The following is a 19,845-nucleotide window of genomic DNA, read 5'->3' on the forward strand; positions in this document are numbered from 1 at the left end:
TAGTATATAACTATTATTATTAAATTTTTAAAAAATAAAAAGGAAAAAAATTATTTTTGATTATTAATATAATCAATAACTTTTTCTTTCTTTTTAATTGAATTATTAGCTGCTTTTTGAACTTTCTCTTTCATTATTTCAAAATCTTCAGGAGTATTTTCACCACGAAGCTTTTTTATTTTAGTATAAGCAGCTTCCCTGAATAAAGGTTCAAGAATATCTACGTTTCCATCTTCTTTTATTAATCTAGGAGTCTTTTTATTATCTACTTTACCAATTTCAAAAATATTAACTCCTGCAGATTGAATTACATTAGTAACATCAGATACAATTTCAGGAGGAACAATTAACATTAAGGAATCAGTTGAAACACCTAAAGGATCTATATTTAGAGTATCTAACATTTTGAGTACATTAGGAGCTACAGTTTTTCTTAATTTATCTTGATAAAATTCCAATCCTACCCCAGTTACAGATGAAATCTCATGAGCATCACCACGAAGACCCCCATTAGTTACATCAGTCATAGCATGTATGTCTTTAATTAAATCATTATTAAATAAAGCATTAGAAGCTTTAATGAAACTAATATCAAGAGTATCCCATACAACATCGAAAAAACCATTATATAATGCTGTAGTAGTTATAGTTCCTCCTCCAGAACCTTCAGTCATTAAAACAACATCCCCGGGTGTTGCTCCTTTCCGTGCAGTAGGAGGATATTTAGAGACACCAACACTCCCTACTGCTGAAACAAATCGATCTCCTAAAACCATATCTCCACCAACTCTTAGGGTGCTTCCAGCAACAATTGGAGTATCTATTAATTCTGAAACTGCAGCAACACCTGCAGTAAAATCAAATATTTTTCCAACATCTCCATCATCAGCCAAATGAACATCACTTAATATAGCTATAGGATCTGCTCCCATCACACATACATCTCTAAGTGTTGCTCGAGTTACATGAAACCCTCCTAAAAATGGATAATCACTTAAACGAGAATGTATACCATCTACTGCAGTTGTTACATAAACATCTTGATCAGTGTTTACTTTTACTACACCCCCATCATCTTGAGCTGAAGGATTTACTAATGAAGAGGTATTAGCACTGGACACAATTTCAGCAATTTTTCTATGTACAAAAAAGTCACCAGCACCTCTAGATCCAACACCCATTTTACCCATTGAAATATCCGCTTTTGGTATATTTATTATTTCTTTTAGAAATTCATCATTTGAGTTTTCAACTTTTAATGTGTTTTTAACTTCTTCAATTACACTTTTTGCCATTAATTTAGAATAATTTTCATCAACATTTTTATATTCTCTAATTCTATCTGCTAAAAGTGTTTCAAGTGTTTTTTCATCTGTTGTTTTAATTCTACGTCTAACAAAACCTTCAATATCCATTTTTACACCAAAATAATGAAATAAAAAAAAGTAATATATTTAAATTTTAATCAATAAATATCATGATTTTTTTATTAAAATAATTAATTTAATATTATAATAGTTTGATTTTATTGTTTTATATAATTTATGTAAATCATGAAAACTTTTTAAAATAAATAAGAATATTTTAAATTTTAGAGACCTAAAAAATATTTAAAAAGAATAAAAAAGTATATGTTAAAACTTTATTTAATTTTAAAAAAATATGAAAACTAAAAATTTTGACTTAAAAACACGATTATAAAAATTATAACATGACATAATTAAAAAAACGTTCCAGAAATTGGAACAAATACATAAAAATATAATTTTTATAAGCTAAAATTTAAATAATATAAAAAAAATAAGTAAAATAGTGCTAACTTCATTTTTGTTAGCTTTTTTTAAAAAAAAATATAATAAAGAGAAAAAATAATATGAAAAAATTTAATAAAATTATTTTAATATTATTATTAATCACAGTAGTTACAACATCATTATCTGTAGTTTCTGCAGCGGATATTGATAATGGAACTGGAATCTCTAATGATAATAATATTAACTATGCTCAATTAAGTGTTGAATCTCAAAATAATACAAATGACGTGAATAATGCAGAAAGTATTAATTTATTAAGTGATGGAAGTAATAATACAAACAACAATACAAATATTACCCCTCAAACTAATAATACAAAAGAATTTAATGTAACAGTTGAAGACTTTGGACAAATATATAAAAATCCAAAAAATTTAACCATCAACTTAACCAATTTTACCAATGGAAAAGTTATAGTAGGACAACATATTGCATTAAACTTAACCCGTTTAAGTGATGGTGCAAGCAAAATCTACTGGGCAACCACTGATACAAATGGTCAAGCATTTTTAGATATAAACCTATTTCCAGGATATTATAGTGTAGATGCAAGTTGTGGCGATGGATCTAATTTTAAAAACTTTACAGTATATAAAATACCTAGTGGAGTAATTCAAAATAATTTTGAAGTAAACCATAAAGGTGAAAGTTTTAGAAGTATCTTATACAATTTATATTTCCAAGTTTTAGGAAATCAAAAAGTTTATTATACCATTAGTAATGGTAATTCTAATAAAACTTATACAACAACCACCGATAGTAATGGATATGCAAGATTACCTATTAATTTAGGTGCTGGAAAATATACTATTACTTTTTCATACAATGGTGATGGTATAACTTCAGGTTGTTCCGAAACTAATAATATTACAATTTATCATTCTTCACATAAAATGCCAACTACTGTAGGTATCAGCGGAACACAAAATAACACATTTAATATTACTAAAGGAAAAAATCTTACAATAATTGTTCAAGAAAGTAATGGTTTATTATTCCCAAATACAAAAGTAACCGTTAAGATTATTAAAGGAAGTTTAAGTAAAACTTATACTGTAACTACAAACAGTAACGGAATTGGAACATTACCTATTAATTTAGGTGCAGGAGATTATACTGTTAAATGTTCTTATGCTGGAAGTTATTATTATGCAGCTTCAAGTTCAAGTACTGTATTAACAGTTAACAATGCTTAATAAAGTAAAATTAGAATATATCGGAAGAATAAATAATATTTTTTCTTCCATTTTTTTATTATAAAAATTTAAATACTATTTTTTTAAATTAACAAAATTTTTTAAAATTTTAAGTCCCGCAACACCACTTTTTTCTGGATGAAACTGTGTTGCAAAACAATTATTATTAGATAAAGAAGCTACTAGATTTACACCATAATCCGTGATCCCTGAAACAATTTCTTCATCTTCAGGATTTGCATGATAAGAATGAACAAAATAAAAATATTTACCATCCACTCCTTCTAAAATAGGGCAATTTTTTAGCACATTCAATTTATTCCATCCCATATGAGGAATTTTTCTACCGTAAGGTATTTTATTAACACTACCTTTAAATATATTAAGGCCTTTAATACCAACAGCTTCTTCACTAGAAGACAATAAAACTTGTAAACCTAAACATATCCCCAAAAATGGTTTATCATCATTAATATGTTCATATATTAAATCTTTAAATGGTTCAATATTTTTCATAACACTTCCAAAAGCACCTACTCCGGGAAGAACTAAAAATTCAGAATCAGCTATTTTTTCAGGATTACTGGTAATTTCTGCATTATAACCTATTTTAGTAAAACCATTATGAATACTTCTAAGATTTCCACTATTATAATTAATTATTGTTATCATTTATAATCCTTCTTTACTCATTTTCCCAATTAATTACTGATCTAATCATCATGCCAAAATCTGAATCAACAATTTTTTCTGTTCCTAATGTTTTTGAATGAGCATCTAACTCTGCTATTACATAATCATAACCTAAATCTTTTAAGGGTTGAACTAACCTTGGCCCATCAGTTATAGCTATAGATTTACAGCTAAAATTTTCTATATGTAAAGCATGAGGAACTCCAAATACAACTACCAAATCAAAATCATTAGCTTCTAAAAATTTTTCAGCAATTTTTGGAGCAATCGGATATTCATCTAAACCTCCAGTAATATAATCAATATTAACATTATTTTCTTTTAAATCATTTTTTACATTAATAGCATGATTTCTTATTCTAGGTAACCCAATATTTTCATCCAAATTGGCAAGAATCATAGGTTTATTATTAGGATTAATATCTTCATAATTAAAATTTATTATATCTGCAAATAGATAAGATGTCTCTTTTTTAGCATTTAAAATGAAACAAACTTTTTTGTTTTCAGCCAAATATTTAACAATGATTTTAGCTACTTTCTCTTTATTGTCTCCAAAATTTGGTTTAATATAATTACCTTTAGCCATACCTCTTGTTTTCTCAATTTCGGTAGCTAATTTAAGCATTTTAATTTGACGATTTGCTTCTTCTTGAGGAATTACATCATATTCAACAGCAGACTTTAATACTGCAATAGCCCCTTCTGTATTATCACCTTCACCGAAACCACCATGGGAGGCTACAGGCAAAATTATAGAATCTAAATTTAATTTTTCAATAGGTTCTTTTAAATCTTCCCCAATAATCATACTAGCACAGGTACCAACAATACCTATAAGTTTTGGTTTAAACACTTCATTAACTTCTTTAAGTGTTTGTTCTAACTTTTCTGAAGCACCTAAAATAAAATCATTTTCTGTCATTGCTGTAGTGACTACACGAACACCATCAGTTTCGAGAAGCCTACCAGTTCTAAAACAGCAGCCATGAGGACCATGCATAATAATAACATCAGCATTTAAATCTCTTAAAGTATATAATGAAGCCGCAATAGGGCTAGGACGTGGATGCATCAATTTTTTACTCACCTGATAAAATTTAATCTAATATACTTTATTGAATACAAAAGTTATATAAGTTTCTAAAAAAAGTTTAAAAAAAAAATAAATTTAACTTAAAGTTGATTTAATCCTATCTTCTTGAGTCATTGAGGCTAATTTTTCAACTTTATTAATGTTTAAGTTTAAACCATTTGCAATTCTAGTCCCATACTCAATATCTGCTTTATAAAATAAAGCAACTTGCCTATATTGAATGTTTTCATTAACTCCTGAAATACTATTAAGTATGTTAGAAATTAAATGTGATTTATCTTCCTTATTTAAAACTCTTCTATAAAATTCACCTACTTGTTCAAAATCAACATCTTCTACCTGTTGAGTGTGTCTATCAATTACTGCTTGGACATCAATAGTTGGAGCCTTAAAACATGCTTCAGGTTTAGGGCCTTCTAAAGAATTTGGATAATAATTAGGATAATGACTTCCTTTATTTACATTCATCGGCCCATCCATTTGATAAGTAGAAACTTGATTTTTTGTTTGATTTATGGGTATTTGATGATGATTTGCACCTAATCTCCATCTTTGTGTATCTTCATATGCAAATAAACGTCCTTGTAATAATTTATCCGGAGATGGACCAATACCTGGCACAAAATTAGAAGGTGCAAATGCAGATTGCTCAACTTCATTAAAATAGTTATTAGGGTTTTTATTTAATACAAGTTTACCTAATGGTATTAAAGGATAATCAGAATGATACCATACTTTTGTAACATCAAATGGATCAAATTTATAATTTTTAGCTTCTTCATTTGTCATTATCTGAACAAAAACATTCCATTCCGGATAATTCCCATTTTCTATAGAATTGTATAAATCTTCTGTTGCATAATCCGGATTTTCACCAGCCATTTTAACAGAATCTTCATCTGTAAAATTTTTTATGCCCTGTTTTGTTAAAAAATGATATTTTACCCATACATATTCTTCATTCTCATTATACCACATATAAGCATGTGATGAAAACCCATGCATATGTCTAAAATCTCTCGGTGTTCCCCGATCAGTAAATAAAAATGTTAATTGATGTAATGATTCAGGAGTTAAAGAAAAAAAATCCCAAACCATATTTGCATCAGACAAATTTGAAGTTGGATGTCTTTTTTGAGTATGAATAAAATCTGGAAATTTAATTGCATCCCTTATAAAAAATATTGGAGTATTATTACCCACTAAATCATAATTCCCTTCTTCAGTATAAAATTTAACAGCAAACCCTCGTGGATCCCGTACAGAATCAGCAGACCCTCTTTCACCACCTACTGTAGACATTCTAACAAAAACATCTGTTTTTTTACCTACTTCAGATAAAAATTTAGCCCTAGTATATTCAGACAAATCATGAGTAACCTCAAAATAACCATGAGCTCCAGCACCTTTAGCATGAACCACTCTTTCAGGTATTCTTTCCCTATCAAAATGTGCTAATTTTTCAACAAGATATGTATCTTGTAATAAAGCATAACTAGATTTTTTACCTGTAGTAATAGATGATTGATCATTTGCTACAGGGGCACCTTTATTAGTTGTTAATATTTTTTTTACCATAATATTACCTTATAACAATTAATTACTAAAATATAGTATTAAATAATAAAAAAAGTTTTCGTTTTATAATTATGAAAAAATAAATATTTTTAATAAAAAAAGTTCAAAAAAAGAAAATAAAAAAAATTAATGTGTGGTAATACTAATTATATCTCCATCAATTAATTCATAATCACTAGCTATGCGCATATTTTTTCTAGCATCAACAGCAAACATGAATTTATCACCAATATCAGAGTGAATTATATATGCTAATTCATGTGGATTAGAACCTTTAGGAACTAAAATACCATCAGGAAGAACATTACCCTTTTGATCAGTAAATTTATGTTCATCTTGAACTGGATAAACAACAATCATATTAAGTAATTCGAATATTGCTTTATTTAAAGCTTCTTGAATACCGGTACTGCCATATTTTTCTAAAATGTTAGTTCTAATATATTCAAGTGCTTTTATTTGATTAGCATTTAATTTTTCTGGATTTAATATTTCAAAATCAGAATCTCCTGAAACATATTTAATTAAACCAGATTCAGCAGCTCTTACTAAAGCAAGTTCAGATTCCGCTGAAGCAGGAACTACATTAGAATATTTTTCTTTAATACGTTCAATATTTTTATCAGCACCAGGTAAATCCGCTTTATTAGCAACTATTAACATTGGTTTAGCAATATTTAAAATTTTTCTAGTTAATTCTATTAAATCTTTTTCTTCCCATTTTGTATAATCCGGTTCAAAACCTCTTAAAGCTTCAATAATATCTTCAAGCATTATACCAGTACCAGATAATTGATCATAAATCACTTTTGAAATATCTAAGTGTTCCGCACCAACTTTACGAATTAATCTTGTCCAATTTCTGTTAAGTATTCCATACATCCACATTACTATCTCATTTTCAAGAAATCCTATATCTTCTAAAGGATCATGTGAACCTAAATCCACAGGATTTCCTTCTTCATCAGTAGACCCTGAAGCATCAATAACATGAAGAAAAACTTTTGCTTGAGTTAAATCGTCCAAAAATTTATTACCTAAACCTTTACCTTCGTGAGCTCCTGGAACTAATCCTGCAACATCAATAAGTTCTATTGGAATAAGTCTTGTTCCATCTATGCATATAGAATTTCTCGGATTACATGTAACATTTAATTCTTTACATGGGCATTTACATGTAACATGCGCAACTGCTTTGTTTGCATCTATAGTAGTGAATGGATAATTAGCCATTTCAACTTTTGATGCTGTTGCTGAATTAAAAAATGATGATTTACCTACATTTGGTTTTCCTGTAACTGCAATTTGAATCATTTAATCACCCCTATAATAATTTTTTTAGATATGTGAAAAATTTTTTAAAAATAAAAAAAATAGTTAAATCTTATTTTATATAAGATAATTACTTAAAAAAATTATAATAATTATTTATAAAAATTTAATGATAAATAAAAAAATCAACCTATATATCTGAGATCATCATCAGATTGACCCATGGATTTATTTACCATATCTTGTTCCATTTGTTGAGCTTGATTTAATAATTTTCGAGTTTCTTCAGCTCTTTCTTCTAATTCATCAGTATTAATATTAAATTTTAAAATTAAAGATAATTTTTGAAGAATAGCCTCAGCAGCTTCAGCATCAATAAAATAGCCTGGAGTTTCGCCCATTAAACAAGCCCCTGACATATTTCTTAATTTTCCTAATCCTAGAATAAGCCCAGAAGCCCCAACAATTCCACCATCAGCAGAACGTATTTCAATACCTGCTTCTTTAAGAAGTTCTATATTTTCGAGGTTTGTAGCTGCTCCAAAAACTTTTGTTTCTTCAACCGGTTTGCCTGTTGCTAAACCGCCTAATGTAAATAATTGTTTAACTCCATAACTTTCTATAAAATCTAATATTAAGCCACAAAGTTCATATTGACCTTCTGGTGATAATCCTTGAGTATTTCCCACTAATAGAATAAAATCTTGAGAATTTTCTCCTTGAGATTTTAAATAGTAAAGTTCATTTACCATACATTCAATAATTCCATCTTCCCCAACAAATACTTGAGGAGGAAAATGAGGAGAATATATTTCGGCAAATTTAGTGGCTCCTAATTCATCAATCATATGATCTGCAGCTAATTTACCTACATGACCAATTCCAGGAAGTGCTTCTATAAAAATAGGATTATCTAAATTAATCTCTTCAATCACATTAATTTGAGTATTTTTCATAATATTCCTCCTTAAAGGAATTTTTACTTATTATCCATTTCTTCTTTCAATTTTCGACGATATTTGCCATATTTATCTTCAATTGAATATTTAGGTGGATAAACAACTTTTAATTCCCCACCACAATTAGGACAAGTATCTTTTATAGTATAAATGTCACATAAGGGGCATTTACGCATTTTCATTTTCATGTTAAATCACTACTAAAAAAAAGTTAAAAAAAGTAAAAATTATAAAATTAAAAATAATTTTAATCTAATTCTCGTAAAAATTCGCCTTTACCATTAGAATCTTCAATGACTTTAATACAATTATCTGCAGCTTTTTTAAGTGTTTTTTCTGCTAAGATATAATCAGTTGATTTAACTGTGATTCTATAACGTGGAGCACCAACACATTGAACTTCTACATCTTCAATTTTTTCAGCAGATTCGAGAGCTTTTCTAACTATATCTACACCATTTGATTCATAAGTTTCTATATCAACATAACCAGTTATATGAACTTCTGGAGGAGTTATATTATTTTTAGCTACTTCTGTGATAGCTTCAGCCCATTCTTCATTGATACCTTCATCAGTAAGTGAAGATTTTCCTTCATCAGCAGCAATTTCAAACGCACCATAAACATCACCAAAAATATCCATGATTTCATAACCTACTTCCTTGTAAGCTGTGTTTAAATCTTTATTTAAAGATTTAGCTGCTAATTCTAAGAATTTTTCAGCTTTTTGTTCAACTTTCCATTGTTGAATCTTTTTTGTTCTTTGATCTTCTCTTATTCTTTTTAATGATGCATCAACATGCCCTTTTTTTGGATTAACTCTTAATACTCGAGCAACAATCTTTTGATTTTCTCTTACATGATCTCGAATATTTTTAACCCAACCAGATGAAACTTCAGAAATATGAATAAAAGCTTCTTTTCCAGAATATTCCTCAAGTTTTGCGAATGCACCATAATTAAGAACTTTATAAACTGTACCAACAATTAGTTCTCCTTCTTCTGGCCATTCTTGACTTTTTCTTACCATTTAAACACCTGAATAGTTTTTAAGATTAAAATTAAAAATAAATTTTTAATTAAAATCTATATTTTATATAAAATTAAAAAAACTAAAAACCAATTTTTAAAATTTTAATGAAAAAAAATAAAAAAAGAATTTAGTTTAAAACTTCTTCAATATGAGCTATTATCTTTGCTTTAGAACCACGTGATTTTACAATAGTTTTACCGCAGATAATACATTTTACATCAGAAGCTGCACGATCAAAGATAATTTGTTCATTATCACAATCTAAACATTTAACCTTTAAAAAGTTTCCTCTACCTTTACTAGCCATTTTATCACCTATTTAGATACAAATTCAGGTTTTCCTGTTCTGAAAGAATTACCGATATGAGATTTACCACATTCTTTACATTTATATCTTAAATCTAATTTTTTAATCGGTTTGTTACCTGCAGGTAAAGGTCTTGGATAACCTCTGTAACCAGCGGTAACTCTTCTAAATTGTCTTTGACCCCATTTTAATTCACTTGCTTTTCGTTTTTTAGCTGTATGAACTTCATGAATTGTATGTTTTTTACAATTAGGACAATATCTTCTTTTTTCTTTTGGTATCTTCATTTAATCACCTTAATACAATCTGAATTTTTCAGATTTCCTTTTTTCATCTATTTTTTCTAAAAATACTATAAAGGAATCAATTAAATTTCCCAATAGCTGATGACATATCTATAAAAATAATTACAATAAACAACACCCAAGAATCTATTAAATTTCTTAGTAGCTGAATATTACATTACTAAACTAAAAAGATTTTATTAAATATCTTATTAATTTATAAATGTATTTTTTAAGAATTAACTTAATAGAGTTAATCTTAAATTATTTAACAATAAATAAAAATTAATTTATATAAAATTTTTATTACCATAAAATAGATACATATTGTATTTTATAATCAATTAATATTTAAATTTAATGTTTTTTTATTTAAAAAAGTATTAAAAATATTAAGGAATTTTAATTAATCTTGCTTTCCTATACTTTACAAAAATTTTTGCATTATCCCTTGGCATTACAACAATGTCTTGAGAAAAAAAAGGACCATAAACTTTTTCATCGACCCCAATTATTGGTTCTACATCTTTGAAAATGAGTAATGTGTCATTTATAGAGTTTTGATTAATATTTTTTGAATAATTATTATATTCCTCTTGAGTCTCTTCGTTAAAATCTACAAATTGATTATCAATTCTATTTAAAATATCAGATAAATTAGAATTTTCTTGCTGAGTAGATTTATTATTTTTTATTTCATTTTCTTTATTTAAATCAGAATTTTTGGATTGATTTTTTAATAAATTAGAATTACTTTTTCGTAATTGCTTTTCAATGGGTTCAAACTTTTCATCAGATAAAACTTTAGCATTTTTAATTTTTTGAAGTTCATCTAAAACTTCATCATTTTTAAAATTTTTGGAATTTTCTGAATTTTTAAAATCACTGCTTTGTTTATTATTTTCTTTTTCATTTAAAGTATTAATTTCTTTTAAAGATTCACCTGAAGCTTTTTTTACATTATTAGATTTAAATTCTATATTATCTTCTTTATCTTCTAATTCTTCAGTAAATTTATCCAAAGATATATTTCCCCTATGATCCCTTAAAGTATCAATTAATGAAAAATATAAAGTTTCTTCTTCTTTAGTTAAATTTAAAGGAGTTGTATCAAGAAAATCAAATTGGGGTTTTCCTTTTTTAAATAAATGATATGACCTATGAATATTCATTAATGCAGCTTCAGTTATTTTATGTTCTCTGCGTTCACATATTTCTGTAGCAATTCTTTGAGCATCTTTTAAAAGGTATTGTTTATCTGAAAAAGGATCCGGACCTACAGTGGTTTTAAGTTCATTAATATAATTATTAACATTTTTATAAAAATTATCTCCTACTCTAGCTAAAGAACTATTATTTCGCTCTTTTTTCTGAATTTGACGTAAAGTTTGAAAAAATTCTTCCACTATAATCCTCTCTAATTAATTTATTAAATAAAAAATAATTTTATGAAAATATGTAAAAAAATAAGTAAAAAAAGTTAAAAAATAGAAAACGAAATTAATCGTCCGCTTCTATTCTAGGAGCAAGTAAAAAACTAAGCTCTCCATCTTCTGAGACCATTTTAAGACTTAAATGTAAAGGCATATCATTTCCAAGTTTAATGGTTGCAACATCTGAAAATTTATCAGCTTTTAACATTTCTCTTATTTTTTCTAATGAAAAAATAGATTTTGCTTCTGTATCAATTTTTTCACCATGTAAATATTCTATGTTTGCATCCCCAAATTCACCTTCAGCTGATGCTCTAAATTTTTCAGAATCAACAATTAAAGCTATTTTATCAGAGAATATATCCATATCTTGAATAGAATCTTTTAGAAGAGCGAAAGGAATATCAAACTTAGTAGGGTGCTCTAATTCTGGAGGAGAAGGAGCTTCATACTCCATATCAATTAGTCTAATCTTAAAAGTTCTCTTAGCTTCACCTTCAAAGGTAATAATAAAATTTCCTTCATCTAATGACATTATCACACGATCATTAGATTTAGAACGTTTTAATACCTTCATTAATTCATCAGTATCTATATTAATCTTTTCAGGTTCATCGCAAACATATTCATCAAATAAACTTGCCTTTAACTCTAAATGCACAAATGTGATATGACTACGATCTAAGGCATCCAAACGGATACCTTCACTATCAGTTTGTATTTGCACTTCATCAACAATGGAAGATATTGCATCAAAACTTGTTTTTAAAATGTTAGGATCACTTAATTCAGCTTTAAACATTCAAAATCATCTCTCAATTAAAATTCAACAAAAGACCAATTAACTAATTAATTAGTCAACAAATAAGTTAATATTAAAATATAATATTATGATACTATAATTTAGTTTTTCATCTTATATAAATTTTTAAAAAAATAAAAATATAAAATTTATTATTTTTCATCATCAAAAGATTCAGATTTCTTAACTAAATTATCCACAGAATCTAAAGCTTCCTCAAATGAAACTGAATTATTATTAACACTTGAATCTTTTTTATCAACACGTTTTTCAGTAAAAGAAACCTTATTTTCTTTTTTAGAAGAATTTGAGTTAAAATCTATATTTTTATTTATTTTTTCGAAATTAAAAATTGATTTAAAATCATTTTTAATTTTTCCATTTTTAGAATTTATAGTATCGTTAGAATCAGAAGAATTAATATTAGATTTTGGATTAGTAGAAATATCAGATTTTTTAGAATCAGAAAAATCATCTGTCTCCTCAATATTTTTTATATTATCAAAAGTTTTGCCTAAAGAATTTTTAGACGAAAAATTTATAAAAAATGATATAGCTAAAATGATAAAACCTAAAATAATCAAAAATACAGAAGATGTAGCTGTTTCACCAGATAAAACATTATCCACTACTTTATCTGAACTAGTTCCAAAAAGGTAAACACCTAATACAACAAATAGAATACCAATTACTATTGTAATAAATGTTATTAAAAAAGATTTATTAATATATTTATTAAAAAATTTATTAGAACTTTTCAAGATAGGTATTTCTGTATCTGAATCTTTAAAATTTTCTTCAGATTTAGGATTCTCTCCTTCATTTAAGTTATTATTGGATTTTTCCTTAATAATATCCCAAGATTATAAATTTAATTAATAAAAATTTTAGTCGTATTCTCTCCAAGTATGCTTACACTTTAAACATTTGAAAAATCTTGTAGGAGCTTCATCAGCACTACGAGTTTGTTGTAACCACCATTCTGCTTTACCATGTCCACATTCAGGACATATAACATTGGTGGTTGGACGAGTAGTGACATTTCCATCAGTCATGACAACAGTATCTTTAGTATTAATTTCTTCAGACACTTTTTCATATTCATTGCCTTTTTTTAAAGTTTTTGTTTCGCCACAAGTTTTACATTCAAGTTTATCGCCATTTGGAAGCATCATTCCTCCACATTTCGGACAAAAATCCATAATTTACCTCCAATATAATGATATTAATTAAAAATTTTTGATTTTTATTAAACCTTTAAAGTAAGATTTAATTATATTACTTATTTGTTATAATTACTAATATTTAAAGTTAATTTTATTTCATTTTAAAAAAATTAAGAAAAATAAAAAAATTAGTATGAAAAAATTAATTCAAATAATCAAATATATCATGTAAAATTTGTTTATGATCAAAAGCTAAGTCAATATTACGTAAATCTTCAAATGAAAATATTTTAATTTCCTTAGCATCATCATCTGCACATCGCATATTCATGTCCCCTTCAGCCAAATACACAACCGTGATTGTATGGCCCCTAGGATCTCTTAAAGGATCTGAATAAACTTTAAATTGTTTTTTCAAATTGACATCAATACTAGTTTCTTCTTTAGCTTCACGAATTGCAGCATTTTCAGTAGTTTCACCATAATCAACAAAACCACCTGGAAATGCCCAACAATCTTTAAAAGGATTATTTTTACGTTTAATAAGAATAAAATCTTTATTTTCATTATAAATAAAAATATCAACAGTTATTGATGGTTTTTTATGATAGGACATTAAACCATGCCTCAGATTAAATAGATTCTACTAATGCTTTAAAATCATTAGATTCATCTTTTAAATGATTAGCTGCTTTAACAAGAGAATTTCTAGGTCTTTTAGTTCTTTTAGTTTTAATAGTCATATGTGGTTCACCTATTATTGGGTGATCTATTCCATAAACAGCATATTCCACATCATCATCTTCCATTAAATATTTTCTTAGTACATTACAAATAGTATGGTCTTCACCATGTATTATAATTTCAAGTTCTAGTGTTTTATCAGTTACAATTTCAATTTCCATATTATCATTCCATAAATAAAAATAATTATTATTCAACATAATTTGAAGATATTTTTCTTTTTTCTTTGTGATTACATCTTTCACAATAAAGTTCATTTCTTTTGGAAGGTTTCATATAATTTCTACAACGTGTACACATTGCTTTAATTACTCCACAATTATCTTCAATTGTGGTTAAATCCACATTATCTCCCATGACTTTAATTATTTCTGCTTCTATAATATCTCCAATTCTAAATGCTTCATTTAATCTATCTAAATAACCTTTGGTGACTTGAGATATATGAATAGCAGCTTTATAAGGTAAAGCAAATTCACGAGAACAGCCCTTTTTAATTTGAATATCAACTAAAGCCCGTTGTCCTCGAAGATCTTTAATCTGTCCAAAAATAATATCTCCTTTTTTTAGTAAAACTGGACCTCCAGATTTAGAAATAACCTCAATTTCTTTAGATTTAATATTTATATATACATTTCCTGATGTAGTTGATTTTATAAATCCCTCATCATCATATGCTCCTTGACCAGGCAAAAATTGTTCACTAACAGCTAAAAAATCACCAGGCATAACTAAATCTCCAGATTCTATCTTCATAATACACCTCTAAAAAAGTAAGGATTAAATAATTTTTATATACAAAAATATATTTTTATAAATTATTTCGACAATTTTATCTTAATAAATATATTTATTAATTTAATCTTATATATTAATTTGTTTATTAAAATTTGGCTCTGTCAAAAATTTAGTTGATGATTTTGGTTTTTATTTTTTATGTTCCAGAATTCTAGTTTTAGTTTGAATCTGTTGATTAATCCGGTTTTTGTTTTCATTAGTCTTTTAATATGTTTTGGGAATACTTTTTGGAATATATTCTCGATTTTGTTACTCGTACGACTAATGTTAGTGTTTTTAATGTAATATGTTAAGTTTTTGAAGTAGGGGACTATGAATTTCCATAAGATTTTGAAAATTGGTTCAGGTAGGGTTTTTTGTTCTTTGATAAGTTGATCTCTTTTTGTTTTAGCTGTTTCTAAGTCTGGAGCATCCATAATATTGAAAATTTCATGTTTAAAACTTTTTACAGATTCAATATCCTCATGTGTTAATTTGTTTTGTTTTAAGTAATCGTTTATGTCTCTGTTTATTTTTTGTTTTGTGTGAAACACACAGAATTGGTGTTTAAAACCTAATTTTCGTATTGGTTGGCGATATTCATGTTTCAAATCAGTTACAATATATTTACGATCTTGATTGTAAGTAGATTCGCTTAAAAACTTGTAAAATACTTTTTTCTGACTCAGAAGAGGCTAAATCATAGGAAACAATAGTATTACTTTGTAGGTCGAATAAGGCCAAAAGATAATTCCACGTGCTGTTAATTTTAACCCACAAAGCATCAAATAAGTAATAACCCGAAAGACTATAAAAACCATTATTAAAATCATATTCAAATCCTAATAAAATGTTTTCAACACTTTGATAAGAAATATCAACATTATGGATTTCTTTTAACCTGTGCATGATTTTACGAATACTATCACCACCAATACTATAGGATTTAAGGATAAAATCAATTACTGGCTTAGTAATATTCCGATTAACCTCAACTATAGATGACAAATCAGCACTAAACACATTACCACATCTAGTGCATTTATATCTTTGAACTTTACAAGTTTGATTCCCTAAGTTCATGAAAATCAATTCACGTTCCATTTTACCATCTTTAACATTGTGGTGAGACCCACACACTGGACAAACAGCAACACTGTTGCTAAAAATTATTTCACCATTTTTTTCAAGACGAATTAATTCAGGACTCATATCCTGACACCCAACTAACTTTTTAGACACATCAGATCTAAAACCAGAAAACTCTTCACAAAAATCGTAAAGTTTAAATTGTATTGGCTCCATAGTATAACATGGAGCTTTTATTTTTTTATTAGTCATATTAATATATTGGCTCCACTTAATATATTAACTTTACTATTTCTAAATCATTATTAAAGCCATAAGAAAGCTTAAAAAAATTATGAGTCAAAATATTTCAAAAAATAAAATCAACTAAGTTTTTGACAGAGCCTAAAATTTAATATTTATATTTTTCATGAAACAATATTTCATCTAACTGATAATTCTCCCAAGTTCTTTTATTTAAAACTATTTCTAGTTCTTTAGGAGTAATTAATGGTTTTTTATACATTTGAGAATCATCAATTGCAATTCTAGGACAAGCAGTTACAACAAAACCTTTCAAATCAGTATAAGGCAATAAAACATCAGGATTAATATTATCTAGAACAATAATATAACTTTCCATGCCTTCATCTTTTAACATCCCTTTAATTTTTTTAGCTAATTGCATTCGATATTGTCCTTCTTTAGAAGATACTAATATTCCCCATTTTTTTACTGATTGTGATTTAATAATTCTAGCAAACCTAATTCTAAGGATTTTATCTGCATATTCAGCCATGTTTCTAATAGTTCCACCATACGGATCAATAGCCAATACTGGTGATTTAGTAAACAAATAAATCCCTAATGGATGAAAATTTCCACTACCCACAAATAAATATACTTCAGCATCTAAATTTTTAATTGAAGAAAAATTACAACCTAAAACTTGTCCTTTTCTAGTGCTTTTAGATGATCCAATAACAACTTCTTTTCCATGATCTTCTAAATAATCTTTCATCTCATTAAGAACATTCAATTGCTGTGTTGTAGTTGCTAAAGCGATTTTAGAATAATTTTCTAATTGTGGAAGTGCTTCTTCTAAATATTTTTTAACATCCACATCTGCATACGCTTCAATAAACATAGTGGGAATTTTATAATTAATAGGTAAAGGAGTATGCCCATAATGAATAATTAAATCAACTATTCCAATCATTTTTTTATCAGAAACATCACATGCCCCAAAACAGGGATCTCCAGAAATTAAAACTGTAGCATCAGTTAAATCTTCGATTTGTTTAGCAATAGAGACAGCTTGTGTTTTTAATCCCTCAGGAAATTGAAGACCCACAGTTTTAGCATTAAAAGATTCAATTTTTTTAATTACTTTTTCCAAATCCATATTATAAATAGACATTTTTATCAAACAAACTTAATTTTTTAATCATTCACAGATTCTATTACAACGTGACCATTAACAACATCTAATTTAATTAAAGTGAGAATAGACATCCCAATTTCATCTTCAACTATTTTTTTCCCTTTGCCTTTTTCAATTACAGCCACAGCAGTATCAACTGTAACTCCCATATCAATTAAAGCATTAATAACTGCAATTAAAGTTCCTCCAGTACTTACAACATCATCAATTAATAAAATATTATCATTTTTATTTAAATCATTGATATAAAGAATTGACTCACCATAACCTGTTTTTTTATGTACTTGATGTTCATTTGGTAAACCATAATGTCTTTTCCTTATAACCACAAAGGGAATATTAGTTTTAAGGGATAAAGCTGTAGCTAAATGAATACCCATTGCTTCAATAGCAACTATCTTATCAATATTCTCAAAATTAATTTTTTGGGTTAATGTATCCGCAATTTCTCTTAATAATTCTGGTTTTACAGCAGGTATACCATCAGTAACGGGATGGATAAAATAATTATAATTCCCTTTTTTAACAATCGGAGCTTCTTCTAATGTTTTTTTTAATTCTTCTAGCATCTTTAACACACACATTAAAACTATAAAAATAAACTTTAATATAAATTATTTTTAGCAATTTTTTTTTAACAAAATTTTATTAATAATTAAAAAATCAGTTTTTTAACATATTCTAATTATATAATATTATTTATAATAAATATGATTGTTAAATATAATTATATAATAAAAGATATCTTAATAGTTATATAATATATTAAAAAATTTAACATTAAATTATTATTTCATTTATTAAAATTTTATCAAAAAAATAACACAGTGATAAAAATGTTAGGAAATTTAGGAGAAAATCTAACAAATACTATGAAAAAATTAGCAGGAATGACTGTTATTGATAAGAAAACTATCAAAGAAGTAGTTAGAGAAATACAAAGAGCATTAATACAGTCCGATGTTAATATAAAATTAGTTCAATCATTATCAAAAAAAATTGAAGAAAGAGCAATTGAAGAAAAACCTCCAAAAGGAATAACCCCTAGAGAACATGTTATAACAATTATTTACGAAGAAATGGTACAATTACTTGGTTCTGAGGCTGTAGATTTAAATATTGACCAAAAACCATTTAAAATATTGTTTTTAGGTTTGCAAGGAAGTGGTAAAACAACCACCATAGGTAAATTATGTAAATATTTACAAAAAAAAGGATTTTCACCAGCTATTGTATGTACTGATACATGGAGACCTGCAGCATACGAACAATTAAAACAATTAACAGAAGAAATGCAAATCTCATTATATGGAGATCCCAACAATAAAGATGCATTAGATTTAGCTAAAAAAGGACTTAAAGAATTTAAAAATCAAAAGGTAATAATTTTTGATACAGCTGGAAGACATAAAGAGGAATCTGATTTATTAAAAGAAATGAAAGAATTAGATGAAGTTATAAATCCAACTGAATCCATATTAGTTATTGATGGAACAATAGGCCAACAGGCAGGAGCTCAAGCAAAAGCATTCTCAGAAGCAACAGAAATTGGATCTATAATCATTTCAAAATTAGATGGTACTGCTAAAGGTGGAGGTGCTTTATCTGCAGTTGCAGAAACTGGAGCTCCTATTAAATTTATTGGTACCGGTGAAAGAATTGATGACTTTGAAGCTTTTAACCCTGAAAGATTTATTTCCAGATTATTAGGTATGGGGGATATAAAAAGTTTAGTTGAAAAAGCTGAAGAAGTTGTAGATGAAGATGTTGCAACAGAAACTATGAATGCAATGTTAAGTGGAAAATTCACCTTGAAAGATATGAAAAATCAATTTGATATGATGAATAAAATGGGACCAATGCAACAAATAATGAACATGATCCCCGGAATGGGTGCTAAAATACCTAAAGAAGCTTCAAAAATGACTGAAGACAAAATTGTAATCTATAAAATAATGATGTCTTCCATGACAAATAAAGAAATGGAAAATCCTAAAATAATTAAACATTCTAGAATAGCTAGAATAGCAAGAGGTGCAGGAGTAGAAGAATCAGAAGTTAAAGATCTTCTAAAATATTACAATAACACTAAAAAAGCTATGAAAGGAATTGGAAGAAGAGGAATGGGTGGAGGAGCTATGAATCGTTTAATGGGACAATTCATGAAATAAATATAAGA

The 19,845-nt window shown here is 27.0% G+C and carries 23 protein-coding genes; 2 read left to right on the forward strand and 21 right to left on the reverse strand.

Annotated features, from left to right (window positions below; genetic code table 11):
• Window positions 1–50 precede the first annotated feature (50 nt).
• The gene (locus ACA135_RS07765; protein ID WP_409198180.1) at window positions 51–1,415 is read right to left on the reverse strand and encodes an AIR synthase-related protein; all 1,365 of its coding nucleotides are present in this window, start codon (window positions 1,413–1,415) and stop codon (window positions 51–53) included.
• A 458-nt stretch (window positions 1,416–1,873) separates the two neighbouring features.
• Between ACA135_RS07765 and ACA135_RS07770 the strand changes: the two genes are divergently transcribed.
• Window positions 1,874–3,010, forward strand: a complete 1,137-nt coding sequence (locus ACA135_RS07770; protein ID WP_409198181.1) for a carboxypeptidase-like regulatory domain-containing protein — start codon at window positions 1,874–1,876, stop codon at window positions 3,008–3,010.
• 75 nt (window positions 3,011–3,085) lie between these two features.
• Here the strand turns inward: ACA135_RS07770 and hisH are convergent, their stop codons facing one another.
• From hisH to hpt, 20 genes are all read right to left on the reverse strand, one after another.
• Entirely contained in the window at window positions 3,086–3,682 is a 597-nt protein-coding gene (gene hisH, locus ACA135_RS07775; RefSeq protein WP_409198182.1) for an imidazole glycerol phosphate synthase subunit HisH, read from the reverse strand.
• 13 nt (window positions 3,683–3,695) lie between these two features.
• Window positions 3,696–4,778 (reverse strand): Ni-sirohydrochlorin a,c-diamide reductive cyclase catalytic subunit, encoded by a 1,083-nt coding sequence (gene cfbD / locus ACA135_RS07780; RefSeq protein ID WP_409199108.1) that lies wholly within the window; start codon window positions 4,776–4,778, stop codon window positions 3,696–3,698.
• Between the two features lie 96 nt (window positions 4,779–4,874).
• Window positions 4,875–6,377 (reverse strand): catalase, encoded by a 1,503-nt coding sequence (locus tag ACA135_RS07785; RefSeq protein WP_409198183.1) that lies wholly within the window; start codon window positions 6,375–6,377, stop codon window positions 4,875–4,877.
• 126 nt (window positions 6,378–6,503) lie between these two features.
• Window positions 6,504–7,691, reverse strand: coding sequence for a redox-regulated ATPase YchF (locus tag ACA135_RS07790; RefSeq protein WP_409198184.1), 1,188 nt, complete (start codon window positions 7,689–7,691; stop codon window positions 6,504–6,506).
• Between the two features lie 143 nt (window positions 7,692–7,834).
• On the reverse strand, window positions 7,835–8,605 hold the full coding sequence (locus ACA135_RS07795; protein WP_409198185.1) for a proteasome assembly chaperone family protein: 771 nt from the start codon (window positions 8,603–8,605) through the stop codon (window positions 7,835–7,837).
• 23 nt (window positions 8,606–8,628) lie between these two features.
• Window positions 8,629–8,796, reverse strand: a complete 168-nt coding sequence (locus ACA135_RS07800) for an RNA-protein complex protein Nop10 (protein ID WP_409198186.1) — start codon at window positions 8,794–8,796, stop codon at window positions 8,629–8,631.
• Between the two features lie 59 nt (window positions 8,797–8,855).
• Entirely contained in the window at window positions 8,856–9,638 is a 783-nt protein-coding gene (locus tag ACA135_RS07805; RefSeq protein ID WP_409198187.1) for a translation initiation factor IF-2 subunit alpha, read from the reverse strand.
• A gap of 130 nt (window positions 9,639–9,768) precedes the next feature.
• Window positions 9,769–9,948, reverse strand: a complete 180-nt coding sequence (locus ACA135_RS07810) for a 30S ribosomal protein S27e (RefSeq protein ID WP_409198188.1) — start codon at window positions 9,946–9,948, stop codon at window positions 9,769–9,771.
• Between the two features lie 8 nt (window positions 9,949–9,956).
• Window positions 9,957–10,235 (reverse strand): 50S ribosomal protein L44e, encoded by a 279-nt coding sequence (locus ACA135_RS07815; protein WP_409198189.1) that lies wholly within the window; start codon window positions 10,233–10,235, stop codon window positions 9,957–9,959.
• A 389-nt stretch (window positions 10,236–10,624) separates the two neighbouring features.
• The gene (locus ACA135_RS07820; RefSeq protein WP_409198190.1) at window positions 10,625–11,638 is read right to left on the reverse strand and encodes a hypothetical protein; all 1,014 of its coding nucleotides are present in this window, start codon (window positions 11,636–11,638) and stop codon (window positions 10,625–10,627) included.
• A gap of 94 nt (window positions 11,639–11,732) precedes the next feature.
• The gene (gene pcn, locus ACA135_RS07825; RefSeq protein WP_409198191.1) at window positions 11,733–12,467 is read right to left on the reverse strand and encodes a proliferating cell nuclear antigen (pcna); all 735 of its coding nucleotides are present in this window, start codon (window positions 12,465–12,467) and stop codon (window positions 11,733–11,735) included.
• A 152-nt stretch (window positions 12,468–12,619) separates the two neighbouring features.
• Window positions 12,620–13,228 carry a hypothetical protein gene (locus ACA135_RS07830; RefSeq protein ID WP_409198192.1) on the reverse strand — a complete coding sequence of 203 codons (609 nt, stop codon included), beginning with the start codon at window positions 13,226–13,228 and terminating at the stop codon, window positions 12,620–12,622.
• Window positions 13,229–13,354: 126 nt separating this feature from the next.
• Window positions 13,355–13,669, reverse strand: coding sequence for a transcription factor S (locus tag ACA135_RS07835; RefSeq protein WP_409198193.1), 315 nt, complete (start codon window positions 13,667–13,669; stop codon window positions 13,355–13,357).
• A gap of 166 nt (window positions 13,670–13,835) precedes the next feature.
• Window positions 13,836–14,249, reverse strand: a complete 414-nt coding sequence (locus ACA135_RS07840; RefSeq protein ID WP_409198194.1) for an NUDIX domain-containing protein — start codon at window positions 14,247–14,249, stop codon at window positions 13,836–13,838.
• 16 nt (window positions 14,250–14,265) lie between these two features.
• A complete protein-coding gene (locus tag ACA135_RS07845) occupies window positions 14,266–14,538 on the reverse strand; it encodes a DNA-directed RNA polymerase subunit L (RefSeq protein WP_409198195.1) in 273 nt (90 codons plus the stop codon).
• A 28-nt stretch (window positions 14,539–14,566) separates the two neighbouring features.
• A complete protein-coding gene (locus ACA135_RS07850) occupies window positions 14,567–15,133 on the reverse strand; it encodes an exosome complex RNA-binding protein Csl4 (RefSeq protein ID WP_409198196.1) in 567 nt (188 codons plus the stop codon).
• 143 nt (window positions 15,134–15,276) lie between these two features.
• The gene (locus ACA135_RS07855) at window positions 15,277–15,765 is read right to left on the reverse strand and encodes a hypothetical protein (protein ID WP_409198197.1); all 489 of its coding nucleotides are present in this window, start codon (window positions 15,763–15,765) and stop codon (window positions 15,277–15,279) included.
• A gap of 16 nt (window positions 15,766–15,781) precedes the next feature.
• A complete protein-coding gene (locus tag ACA135_RS07860; RefSeq protein ID WP_409198198.1) occupies window positions 15,782–16,495 on the reverse strand; it encodes a hypothetical protein in 714 nt (237 codons plus the stop codon).
• A gap of 139 nt (window positions 16,496–16,634) precedes the next feature.
• The gene (gene dph2 / locus ACA135_RS07865) at window positions 16,635–17,642 is read right to left on the reverse strand and encodes a diphthamide biosynthesis enzyme Dph2 (protein ID WP_409198199.1); all 1,008 of its coding nucleotides are present in this window, start codon (window positions 17,640–17,642) and stop codon (window positions 16,635–16,637) included.
• 23 nt (window positions 17,643–17,665) lie between these two features.
• Complete coding sequence (gene hpt, locus ACA135_RS07870; RefSeq protein WP_409198200.1) at window positions 17,666–18,235, reverse strand: hypoxanthine/guanine phosphoribosyltransferase; 570 nt, start codon at window positions 18,233–18,235, stop codon at window positions 17,666–17,668.
• Between the two features lie 261 nt (window positions 18,236–18,496).
• Between hpt and ACA135_RS07875 the strand changes: the two genes are divergently transcribed.
• The gene (locus ACA135_RS07875) at window positions 18,497–19,837 is read left to right on the forward strand and encodes a signal recognition particle protein Srp54 (RefSeq protein WP_409199109.1); all 1,341 of its coding nucleotides are present in this window, start codon (window positions 18,497–18,499) and stop codon (window positions 19,835–19,837) included.
• Window positions 19,838–19,845 lie beyond the last annotated feature (8 nt).

This window comes from Methanobrevibacter acididurans (assembly GCF_046197875.1).
Lineage (GTDB): Archaea > Methanobacteriota > Methanobacteria > Methanobacteriales > Methanobacteriaceae > Methanobrevibacter_A > Methanobrevibacter_A acididurans.